The sequence below is a fragment of the Oceanibaculum pacificum genome, assembly GCF_001618175.1.
GTDB lineage: Bacteria > Pseudomonadota > Alphaproteobacteria > Oceanibaculales > Oceanibaculaceae > Oceanibaculum > Oceanibaculum pacificum.
The window spans coordinates 1-9899 of sequence record NZ_LPXN01000017.1 but is presented as its reverse complement, the minus strand read 5'-3'; the positions used below and the strand labels follow the sequence as shown (position 1 = coordinate 9899).

The following is a 9899-nucleotide window of genomic DNA, read 5'->3' as shown; positions in this document are numbered from 1 at the left end:
TTGACGTCGTAGGTGAAGGCCGTGCCCTGCTCGTCCAGGATGAATTCAATGCCGGCGACATCGATGCCGCTGGCCGCCAGGAAGCGCTCGTAGCTCGCTTGAAGCGACGGGGCGATGCCGTGGACGATCTCGAATTTCGGGCGCGTCGCCGCCGGCGCCTCGCCGGCCGGGCAGAAGGCGTCGCCGATGGGGCAGGCATCGGCCGGGCACAGTTCGAACCCGTCGCTGGTATCAACCCGCACGGCATAGAGGAAACGCCCGCCGATGAATTCGGCGCGGATGATGTAGGGCTCCGGCGCCTTCACATATTGCTGCAGCAGATGGATGCCATCGGCAGAAGCCTCGTAGGCGTCGCTTTCCAGATAGGCTTCCAGCGCGCCGACAGTCTGGAACAGCTGGACGCCCAGGCCCTTGCCGCCCCGGTTCGGCTTCAGGATCACCGGGCCCGCGCCGAAGCTGCGGCGCGCGGTTTCCGCGATGCGGTGCTTGCCCAACACCACGGCGGTGCGCGGCGTGCGAATGCCGGCCGCCTCCAGCGCCGCATATTGCCGCGCCTTGTTGATCTCCAGATCCAGCGCCGGGGAGCCGTTCGCCACCCGCCGGCCATGGCGCGCCAGCCAGGCCAGCACGGCGGCGGTATATTCCGCCGAATAGCGATGGCCGCGCGTATGCGACGAGGCGCTCATGCGATTGTAGAACACGCCCTCCGGCGGCGGGCTGCCCAGGTCGAAATCGCCCTCGCCCAGATGCCAGTCGGCCCAGAGCAGGCCCTGCGCCTCGAAGGCGGCGGCCAGCGGCTCTACCCAGGTGGAATTTTCATGAATAACGTGAATTTTCGTCATCGCCGGTCCATCTCCATAGGGACGGATTCGAGGACCGGCTGACCAAAAAAACCTGACGCGACGGGTCAGGGTTCGGGGCGAACTCCGACCTTTTAGCGTGTTATTTTACGTGGCCGCAAGCCGGTCGGCTCAAATCACCACTGAAATCTGGATATAAAATATTTACTGGAATCGACAAGGTCAATGAAAAAATAACACTCAAATTATGCATATTTAAAAATATACACTAAAATATCGTTATTTTGCCTTCAACTCCCCTTCCCACCAATCGCGCAAGCTGGCGTCGTTCTCGTCCATGAAGGCGTAGTCGAGATCGACCAGCCGCGCGATCTCCTGGGGCGTGAATCCGATGCGCGCATTCAAGGCCGGCGGCACGACGGCGTTGGTGACGGTCGGGTTATAGCCGAAATCGACGGCGAAGGCTTCCTGCGCGCCCTTCTCCAGGATGGCGTCCAGATAGGCGTAAGCGCCGGCCTTGTTGGGCGCGTTCCGCGGCATGACGAAGCCGGAGACGAAGGCAAGCGCCCCTTCACCCGGCGTCGCCGCCGCAATCGGCAGGCCGGCATTCTGCCACTGCACGATGCGCGCCTTCATGGCGATGCCGATGCCGACCGTCCCGGCCTTCATGGCCTGGGCGAAATCCTCCGGGTTCGGATAGAGCCGCATGCCGGCCTTCTTGCAGTCCAGCAGAAGCTGCTGGCCTGGCTCCAGATCGTTGGCGCTGCCCCCGGCGGCCAGCGCGGCGGCGACCAGCGTATATTGATATTGCTTATCGATCAGCGCGAGCTTGTCGCCCCATTTCGGGTCGAAGATATCCTTGTAGCTGGTAGGAACGGGCGCGATCAGGGCCGGGTTATAGACCCCGACAATGCCTGAATAGAGATGCGCGACGCCGTAAGGATATTTCAGCGGTTCAAGGAGATAGCGGGCATTCTTCAACTTCTCGTAGTCGATTTCCGCGGTCACCTCGGCCTGATGCAGCTGGTACATGTTCACGGCCGACAGGGCGTGCAAATCGACAGGGCCGCGCGCCAGCCGCTTGTCGGCCAGCATCTTGGTCCGGCGCTGCGGATCGCCAGCCTGGTCCTGCACGACGGTCCAGCCTTTCGGAATGAGGAAGGGCTCATCGACATTCTTGGCCAGCAAACGGGCATAATCGCCGCCATGCGTGCCGACGACGATCCGCTTCTTGCCCGCGCTCTGCGCCAGCGTCGGCGGCGCCATCAGCGCCCCGCCCGCCATTGCGCCCAGAGCCACCCCGCCCAGCGCCATCCCGCCTTGCAGCGCCGCGCGGCGCGACAGGCCGGAACGCTTGTTCTTCATTGCCCCATCCTTCCCACCGGAGAGGCGGAACGTTCGCTCAGCGCACCGGTTTCGTCAACGGATGCTTAAGCGCCGAGCCACAGCTTGATCGCGAAGCCAATCACGCTCACCGTCGCCACGCCGCCGGCCCACAGCAGCACGAACCAGCCAAGCCGCGACCAGTTCAATGGTAGCCCTCATCCGGGTCCACCTTGCCGCGGAACACCCAGTAGGCATAAGCGGTGTAGCCCAGGATCATCGGCAGCAGGAACACCGTGCCAACCAGCAGGAAGCCAAGGCTGTCATCCGGCGCGGCGGCGTCCCAGATGGTCAGGCTGGGCGGCACCATATAGGGATAGAAGCTGATGCCGATGCCGATATAGCACAGCACGAAAATCCCCAGCGAGGCCAGGAACGGCACGTAATCGCGCTTGCCTGCCAGGCCGGTGAACAGCAGGAAGGCGCACAGCAACACCAGCACCGGCACGATGCCGGAATAGAGCATCGCCGGCCAGGCGAACCAGCGTTCCAGATAGACCAGGTTCTGGAACGGCGTCCACAGGCTGACCGCGCCGATCAGCCCCAGCGTGCCGATGCCGGTCAGCCGCGCCTGCAGGCGGGCCTTCGCCTGGATGTCGCCGGCGGTTTTCATCACCAGCCAGGTCGACCCCAGCAGCGCGTAGCCGACCACCAGTGCCGCCCCGGTCAGCAGGCTGAACGGCGTCAGCCAGTCCCACCAGCCGCCGGCATAGGCGCGGTTCTCCACCTTGATGCCCTGCACCAGCGCGCCCAGCGCCACGCCCTGCGCGAAGGTGGCGACGAGCGAGCCGCCGGCGAACGCCCAGTCCCACAGGAATTTGCCGCGCTTGGTGCGCCAGCGGAACTCGAAGGCGACGCCGCGGAAGATCAGCGCCAGCAGCATGGCGATCAGCGGCGCGTAGAGCGCGGGCATGATGGTGGCGTAGGCCAGCGGAAACACCGCCAGCAATCCGCCGCCGCCCAGCACCAGCCAGGTCTCGTTGCCGTCCCAGACCGGGGCGATGGAATTCATCATCAGGTTGCGGTCATGCTCCTCCGGATAGAACGGGAACAGGATGCCGACGCCGAGGTCGAACCCGTCCAAAATGACATAGGCGAGCACGGCGACGGCGATCAGGCCGGCCCAGATGAAGGCGAGATCGATTTCCATGGCCCTGCCCTCCCTATTCCGCCGGGTTCATGACACGGTCCGCATCGACCGCCGGGGCCGGCGTGATGCCGGCCGTGCGGGTCGGCCCGATATCCTCGTCGTCGAAGCCGATATCCGGTTTGCGGCGCATCAGCCGCAGCAAATAGAACACGCCGGCGCCGAACACCGCGAAATAGACGATGATGAAGGCGATCAGGGAGCTGGCGACGGCCGGCGCTTCCAGCGGCGACACCGAATCGGCGGTGCGCAGCAGCCCGTAGATCGTATAGGGCTGGCGGCCGACCTCGGTGGTGATCCACCCGGCCAGCACGGCGACGAAGCCGCTGGGGCCCATGATCACCGCCGCGCGGGCCAGCCATTTATCGTCATACAGCCCGCCGCGCCAGCGCCGGTACAGGCTCCACAGCCCGACGCCCAGCATGGCGAAGCCGATGGCGACCATGATGCGGAAGCTCCAGAACACGATCTCGGCCGGGGGGCGATCCTCCTTCGGCCATTCCTTCAGCCCCTTCACCTCGCCATCCCAGCTATGGGTGAGGATCAGCGAGCCCAGTTTCGGCACCTCGACGGCGTAGCGCATCACCTCCGCCTCGTCGTCGGGCAGGCCGAACAGGATCAGCGGCGCGCCGGCATGGGTGTCGTAATGCCCCTCCATCGCCGCCACCTTGGCCGGCTGATGTTCCAGCGTGTTCAGCCCATGGAAGTCGCCGGCCAGGATCTGCAAGGGCGAGACCAGCGCGGCCATCCACAGCGCCATCGAGAACATGATGCGCGCGCCCCGGTCGCGGCCGTCATCCTTCAGCACATGCCAGGCGCCGACCGCGCCGACCACGAAGGCCGTCGTCAGATACGCCGCCAGCACCATATGCACCAGCCGGTACGGGAAGGACGGATTGAACACGATGGCCCACCAATCGGCCGGCACATACTGGCCGACATCGTTGATCGCGTAGCCGGCCGGCGTGTGCATCCAGCTATTCACCGACAGGATCCAGAAGGCCGACATCAGCGTGCCGATGGCGACCATCAGCGTCGCCATGAAATGCAGCTTCGGGCCGACCCGTTTCAGGCCGAACAGCATGACGCCCAGGAATCCGGCTTCCAGGAAGAAGGCGGTCAGCACCTCATAGCCCATCAAGGGGCCGATCACCGGCCCGGCCTTGTCGGAGAAAACGCTCCAGTTGGTGCCGAACTGGTAGCTCATCACGATGCCGGAGACGACGCCCATGCCGAAAGTGACGGCGAAGATGATCTTCCAGTAATTGAAGACCTTCAGATAGGCCTCGTCCTTCTTCCACAGCCATAGCCCCTCCAGCACCGCCAGATAGCTGGCGAGGCCGATGGAGAAGGCTGGGAAGACGATGTGGAACGATACCGTGAAGGCGAATTGGATTCGCGCCAGCATCGTCGCGTCTAACGTCTCGAACATCTCAGCCCTCGCTCCCTTGCGACCGCACAACTCTACGGCGAATACCGCACCTGGCCAAGCCGGGGCTATGGGGCGATTTGTCCTGCGACACTTCCGCCGCCCCGCCCATGCCGATAGGATGCGCGGAAAGGAGCCGCCCGCATGACGACCGCGCTGATCACACACCCGATATGCCTGGAGCACGAAACCGGGCCGCACCATCCGGAATCGGCCGACCGTCTGCGCGCCGTGCTGGCCGCCCTGGAAGAGGAAGCCTTCGCGCCGCTGCTGCGCGAAACCGCGCCGGAAGCGACCCTGGAGCAATTGGCCCGCGTGCATCCGCTGCCCTATGTCGAGGCGATCCTGGACATCCGCCCCGCCGCGCGGGAGCTGGTGCAGATCGACGACAGCACCTTCATGGGCGCGCACAGCGTGGCGGCCGCGCTGCGCGCCGCCGGGGCCGCCGTGGCCGCCGTCGATGCGGTGATGGAGGGCTGGGCCCGCAGCGCCTTCGCCGCCGTGCGCCCACCGGGGCATCATGCCGCCCAGCAGGAGCCGGGCGGGTTCTGCCTGTTCAACAATGTCGCCGTCGCCGCCCTGCATGCCCGCGAACGCTGGGGCGTGGCGCGCATCGCCGTGGTCGATTTCGACGTGCATCACGGCCAGGGCACCCAGGCGATCTTCGAGGCCGATCCCGGCCTGTTCTACGCCTCCAGCCATCAATCGCCGCTCTATCCCGGCACCGGCTCGGCGCGGGAGCGGGGCGTCGCCGGCAATATCGTTAACGTGCCGCTGCCGCCCGGCGCCGGCAGCGCCGAGTTCCGCGCGGCCTGGGAGGGGCATATATTGCCCCTCCTGGATAATTTCGCGCCGGGCCTGCTGATCGTCTCCGCCGGCTTCGACGGCCACCGCCGCGACCCGCTGGCCAATCTGAGCCTGGAGACCGAGGATTTCACCTGGATCACCGAAAAGCTGATGGCCCTGGCCGACCGCCATTGCCAGGGCCGCCTCGTCTCCGCCCTGGAAGGCGGCTACGATCTCGACGCGCTGGGCAAGGCCGTCGCCGCGCATGTGCTGTCGCTGATGCGGGCCGCTTGATCGGCAGTTGACAGCACTTAATTATTTCTATACTTCTTGAAGTATGGATAAGAAAAACGCCATCGAGAGTCTGTCGGCGCTCGCCCAGGATATCCGGCTGGATGTTTTCCGCCTGCTCGTCCAGGCGGGACCCGAGGGGCTGCATGCCGGCGACATCGCGGCCCGGCTGGATGTCCGGCAGAACACCTTATCGACCAATCTGGCGGTGCTGAGCCGCGCGGGGCTGATCCAGGCCAGCCGCGAGGGCCGCAGCATCCGCTACCGCGCCGATCTTGAGGGCATGCGCGCCCTGCTCGGCTTCCTCATGGAAGATTGCTGCGGCGGCAAGCCGGAAGCCTGCCGGCCACTGCTCGACGCCATCGCCTGCTGCTGACATTCCGGACCCGCCATGACAAGCACGACGCAGACCAAAGCCCCGGCCCCGGGCGGCATCGGCACGTTCGAGAAATATCTCTCGCTCTGGGTCGCTGGCTGTATCCTGGCCGGCATCGCGCTGGGCGCGCTGGTCCCCGGCCTGTTCGAGACCTTGGCCCGGCTGGAATATGCCTCGGTCAATCTGGTCGTCGCGGTGCTGATCTGGGCGATGGTCTATCCGATGATGGTGGCGGTCGACTTCGCCAGCCTGCGCCATATTGGCGACAAGCCGAAGGGACTGATCCTCACCATTGTGGTGAACTGGCTGGTGAAGCCCTTCACCATGGCGGCGCTGGGCGTGCTGTTCTTCGAGCTGGTTTTCGCCGACTGGATCGCGCCGGCCGATGCCCAGCAATATATCGCCGGGCTGATCCTGCTGGGGGCCGCCCCCTGCACCGCCATGGTGTTCGTCTGGGCGCAACTGACCAAGGGCGACGCCACCTATACGCTGGTGCAGGTCTCGGTCAACGACGTCATCATGATCTTCGCCTTCGCCCCCATCGTCGCCTTCCTGCTCGGCGTGACCGACCTTACCGTGCCGTGGGAGACGCTGCTGCTGGCGACTTTTCTCTATGTCGTGATCCCGCTGGCGGCCGGCGCTCTGAGCCGGCGGCGGCTCTCCTCCCCTGCGGCGGTGGCGCGCTTCACGGCCGGCGTGAAGCCGCTCTCCGTGATCGGCCTGCTGGCCACGGTGGTGCTGCTGTTCGGCTTCCAGGGCCAGGTGATCCTGGACCGCCCGCTGGTGATCGCGATGATCGCCGCGCCGCTGCTGCTGCAATCCTACGGCATCTTCGCGCTGGCCTATGTCGCCGCCTGGGCGTGGAAGGTGCCCTACCGCATCGCCGCCCCCTGCGCGCTGATCGGCACCTCGAACTTCTTCGAGCTGGCGGTGGCGGTGGCGATCAGCCTGTTCGGCTTGAACTCCGGCGCGGCGCTGGCGACCGTGGTCGGCGTGCTGGTCGAAGTGCCGGTCATGCTGTCCCTGGTGGCGCTGGCCAACCGCACCCAGCGCTTCTTCCCCGCCGATTGAGACCCCGCCATGAGCATCACCGTCTACCACAACCCGAAATGCGGCACCTCGCGCAACACGCTGGCGATGATCCGGCAGAGCGGCGAGGAGCCGGCGATTATCGAGTATCTGCGAACCCCGCCAAGCCGGCCAATGCTGCTGGCGCTGATCGCCGCCGCCGGCCTGACGGTGCGCGCGGCATTGCGCGCGAAGGAGCCGCTGTGCGCCGAACTCGGCCTGGACGACCCCGCCATCGACGACGACGCCCTGCTCGACGCGATGCTGGCGCACCCGATCCTGATCAACCGGCCTTTCGTGGTCACGCCGAAGGGCGTGCGGCTGTGCCGGCCGTCCGAGCTGGTGCTGGAGGTTCTGCCGAACCCGGCCATCGGCCGCTTCGTCAAGGAAGATGGCGGCACAATCGGCTGATCTGACACGGAAAATTCACGCCTTAGGGCGATCCTGTCACAATGCGGAAATTATCTTGCCTGTATAGTCCGCCGCGTCGGCAGAGGGCCGGCGCAACACGGTTAATTATTCGGTGAACCAAATCCCGCCTCCCCACGTTAGAGAGCTGGAATTACAAGGTCTTTTCCTCCTCGGATACCGTTTCGTTATCCGGCCATGCACGGCACCACAGGAAACCGGGTTCATGCTTCAGGCACGTAACGAGGCCTACGTTATCGAAGTCGATCAGCACGATGCAGGGGTGGCGATCCGCGATGGCGGCGTTTTCCACTTCGTCGCCGCGGACCGCCGCTACAGCGCCCTGGAACGCCAGCAATATCGCGATGTCGGGCAGGTGCAGCGGGCGGCGGAGGCGTTACGGCTGCGGATCGGGCCTGCCGACGACCACAGGCTGGCTTCCTGAACCGGATTATTCCGGCTTGCCGACTTTCGGCAATTTCTCGGCCATGCCGAGCCGTTCGCGGCGGCGCGCCATCTCGGCCCACACGTCGGACGGGTCGATATCCAGCTCCGACAACAGCACGGTCAGGTTATAAAGCAGGTCGGCCGCCTCGTTGATCGTGGTCGCGCGGTCGCCGCGCACCGCCTCGATGGCCACCTCGGCCGCCTCTTCGACCAGCTTCTGCGCCATTTTCGGCGTTCCGCCCGCGATCAGCTTCGCGGTGCGGGGCGACAGGCCGGGATTCGCGCGCACCTGCTTCACCGCCTGCAGCAACAGCGCAAGCTCCTCCGAGGCATCGCCGTGCGACGGAACGGATTTCAACAGGGAACGCGATTGTGCGGACATCTCAAGCAGTTCTTCCCGGAAACGGTATGTTCAAATGAACATTATCGTAAAGATATAGACCAATCCCCCGCATATCAACAATTACTGGTGGCCGTTTGAAGATTTGACCCCATTCCCATGAATCGGGATGATATCGCGAGAATCGTAAATAATAATGAACGGAGTCCGCCATGCAGGATGCGTCTTCGAGCCAACAGGCCGCCGACCTGATTTATGACCATTGGCGGCGCGGCGCCGTGCTGGACGCCCTGCCCGAGGCGCTAACGCCCCGGACCCGCGCCGATGGTTACGCCATTCAGGCCCGCCTGGAGGCCCGCAGCAAAAAGCCGCTGTTCGGCTGGAAGATCGCCGCGACCAGCCGCGACGGCCAGCGACATATCGGCGTCGACGGGCCGCTGGCCGGGCGCATCCTGGCCGAGCAGGTCTGGCCCGCCGGCTCCGAGCAGCCCTTCGGCGCCAACCGCATGGCGGTGGCGGAACCGGAATTCGCCTTCCGCTTCGGCCAGGATTTGGCGCCGCGCGAGCAAGCCTACACCCAGGAAGAGGTGCTGCGCGCGGTCGACAGCCTGCACACCGCGCTAGAAATCCCGGATTCCCGATTCGCCGATTTCGCCAGGATGGGCGGGCCGAACCTGATCGCCGACAATGCCTGCGCCCATTGTTTCGTGCTGGGCGATGCCTGCCCGCCGGCCTGGCGCGAGCTGGATTTGGCGGCGCACAAGGTGCGGGGCATGGTGGCCGACACGGTGACGCGCGAGGGCCGCGGCTCCAACGTGCTGGGCGATCCGCGCATCGCGCTGACCTGGATCGCCAACGAGCTGTCCGGCCTGGGCATTGGGCTGAAGGCCGGGCAGATCGTCACCACCGGCACCTGCCTGGTGCCGCTGCCCATCGCGCCGGGCGATGCGGTGGAGGCGGATTACGGCACGCTGGGCCGCATATCGCTGCGCTTCGCGGCTTAGGTCAGGCGGACGGCGGTGCCGTTCACGCTGACCATCAGCATGCCGTTCTCCTTGCCCAGCACCTCGTAATCCAAATCGACGCCGATCACCGCGTTCGCCCCCAGCTTCTGCGCCGCTTCGCGCAGATCCTCGAAGGCATGCTCGCGGGCATCGCCCAGCGCCGCCTGGTAGCCGCCGACCCGGCCGCCGACAATGTCGCGGATGCCGGAGAACATATCACGGAAGATATTCACGCCGATGATGGCCTCGCCGGTGACGACGCCGAGATATTCGGCGATCTGGCGACCCTCGATCCGGTCGGTGGTGACGATGAGCATAAGGCGGTCTCCCTGAGTGGATGAGCGATTGAGGTATGCGGAACCGCCCGCGCTTACAAGATGCGCGTTGATTGGAGCCAGGCGGCCCGATGCTTCGAGACGC

At 65.4% G+C, this 9899-nt stretch carries 12 protein-coding genes and 1 riboswitch; of the genes, 6 read left to right on the top strand and 6 right to left on the bottom strand.

The genetic code is table 11. The features are described 5' to 3' along the window. The 4 genes from AUP43_RS02140 to AUP43_RS02125 all read right to left on the bottom strand — a co-directional run. The coding region (locus AUP43_RS02140; RefSeq protein ID WP_067552016.1) for an ATP-grasp domain-containing protein at nt 1-842 on the bottom strand (842 nt) is incomplete at its 3' end. Between the two features lie 72 nt (nt 843-914). Further along, a riboswitch (SAM riboswitch) is annotated at nt 915-993 on the bottom strand. A gap of 86 nt (nt 994-1079) precedes the next feature. Beyond that, on the bottom strand, nt 1080-2165 hold the full coding sequence (locus tag AUP43_RS02135; RefSeq protein WP_067552013.1) for an ABC transporter substrate-binding protein: 1086 nt from the start codon (nt 2163-2165) through the stop codon (nt 1080-1082). Between the two features lie 163 nt (nt 2166-2328). Then, entirely contained in the window at nt 2329-3333 is a 1005-nt protein-coding gene (gene cydB / locus AUP43_RS02130) for a cytochrome d ubiquinol oxidase subunit II (protein ID WP_067552007.1), read from the bottom strand. A 13-nt stretch (nt 3334-3346) separates the two neighbouring features. Beyond that, complete coding sequence (locus AUP43_RS02125; protein ID WP_067552004.1) at nt 3347-4762, bottom strand: cytochrome ubiquinol oxidase subunit I; 1416 nt, start codon at nt 4760-4762, stop codon at nt 3347-3349. 141 nt (nt 4763-4903) lie between these two features. On the opposite strand from AUP43_RS02125, the gene AUP43_RS02120 reads away from it, so the two are divergent. The 5 genes from AUP43_RS02120 (at nt 4904) to AUP43_RS02100 (ending at nt 8133) form a co-directional block, all read left to right on the top strand. Further along, nucleotides 4904-5839 carry a histone deacetylase family protein gene (locus tag AUP43_RS02120; RefSeq protein ID WP_067552002.1) on the top strand — a complete coding sequence of 312 codons (936 nt, stop codon included), beginning with the start codon at nt 4904-4906 and terminating at the stop codon, nt 5837-5839. Nucleotides 5840-5882: 43 nt separating this feature from the next. Continuing rightward, nucleotides 5883-6212, top strand: a complete 330-nt coding sequence (locus AUP43_RS02115) for an ArsR/SmtB family transcription factor (protein ID WP_067552000.1) — start codon at nt 5883-5885, stop codon at nt 6210-6212. A gap of 15 nt (nt 6213-6227) precedes the next feature. Then, nucleotides 6228-7283: an ACR3 family arsenite efflux transporter gene (arsB, locus tag AUP43_RS02110; RefSeq protein ID WP_067551998.1), complete on the top strand. Its 1056-nt coding sequence runs from the start codon at nt 6228-6230 to the stop codon at nt 7281-7283. 9 nt (nt 7284-7292) lie between these two features. Then, a complete protein-coding gene (arsC, locus tag AUP43_RS02105) occupies nt 7293-7691 on the top strand; it encodes an arsenate reductase (glutaredoxin) (RefSeq protein ID WP_067551989.1) in 399 nt (132 codons plus the stop codon). 223 nt (nt 7692-7914) lie between these two features. Then, the gene (locus tag AUP43_RS02100; protein ID WP_067551986.1) at nt 7915-8133 is read left to right on the top strand and encodes a hypothetical protein; all 219 of its coding nucleotides are present in this window, start codon (nt 7915-7917) and stop codon (nt 8131-8133) included. Between the two features lie 6 nt (nt 8134-8139). Here the strand turns inward: AUP43_RS02100 and hisE are convergent, their stop codons facing one another. Then, nucleotides 8140-8517, bottom strand: a complete 378-nt coding sequence (gene hisE, locus AUP43_RS02095) for a phosphoribosyl-ATP diphosphatase (RefSeq protein ID WP_084462462.1) — start codon at nt 8515-8517, stop codon at nt 8140-8142. 170 nt (nt 8518-8687) lie between these two features. Here hisE and AUP43_RS02090 point away from each other — a divergent pair, with 170 nt between their 5' ends. Beyond that, nucleotides 8688-9479, top strand: coding sequence for a 2-keto-4-pentenoate hydratase (locus tag AUP43_RS02090; RefSeq protein WP_067551983.1), 792 nt, complete (start codon nt 8688-8690; stop codon nt 9477-9479). Here the strand turns inward: AUP43_RS02090 and AUP43_RS02085 are convergent. Then, nucleotides 9476-9796, bottom strand: a complete 321-nt coding sequence (locus tag AUP43_RS02085) for a heavy metal-binding domain-containing protein (RefSeq protein ID WP_067551981.1) — start codon at nt 9794-9796, stop codon at nt 9476-9478. The two genes, AUP43_RS02090 and AUP43_RS02085, sit on opposite strands and share 4 nt — an antisense overlap. Between the last annotated feature and the right edge of the window lie 103 nt (nt 9797-9899).

Excerpts from the sequence above, each read along its gene's own strand:
- AUP43_RS02120 (WP_067552002.1), top strand. The coding sequence starts at position 4,904 with ATGACGACCGCGCTGATCACACACCCGATATGCCTGGAGCACGAAACC.
- AUP43_RS02090 (WP_067551983.1), top strand. The coding sequence starts at position 8,688 with ATGCAGGATGCGTCTTCGAGCCAACAGGCCGCCGACCTGATTTATGAC.
- hisE (WP_084462462.1), bottom strand. The coding sequence starts at position 8,517 with ATGTCCGCACAATCGCGTTCCCTGTTGAAATCCGTTCCGTCGCACGGC.
- cydB (WP_067552007.1), bottom strand. The coding sequence starts at position 3,333 with ATGGAAATCGATCTCGCCTTCATCTGGGCCGGCCTGATCGCCGTCGCC.
- AUP43_RS02125 (WP_067552004.1), bottom strand. The coding sequence starts at position 4,762 with ATGTTCGAGACGTTAGACGCGACGATGCTGGCGCGAATCCAATTCGCC.
- AUP43_RS02100 (WP_067551986.1), top strand. The coding sequence starts at position 7,915 with ATGCTTCAGGCACGTAACGAGGCCTACGTTATCGAAGTCGATCAGCAC.
- arsC (WP_067551989.1), top strand. The coding sequence starts at position 7,293 with ATGAGCATCACCGTCTACCACAACCCGAAATGCGGCACCTCGCGCAAC.
- AUP43_RS02135 (WP_067552013.1), bottom strand. The coding sequence starts at position 2,165 with ATGAAGAACAAGCGTTCCGGCCTGTCGCGCCGCGCGGCGCTGCAAGGC.
- arsB (WP_067551998.1), top strand. The coding sequence starts at position 6,228 with ATGACAAGCACGACGCAGACCAAAGCCCCGGCCCCGGGCGGCATCGGC.
- AUP43_RS02115 (WP_067552000.1), top strand. The coding sequence starts at position 5,883 with ATGGATAAGAAAAACGCCATCGAGAGTCTGTCGGCGCTCGCCCAGGAT.
- AUP43_RS02085 (WP_067551981.1), bottom strand. The coding sequence starts at position 9,796 with ATGCTCATCGTCACCACCGACCGGATCGAGGGTCGCCAGATCGCCGAA.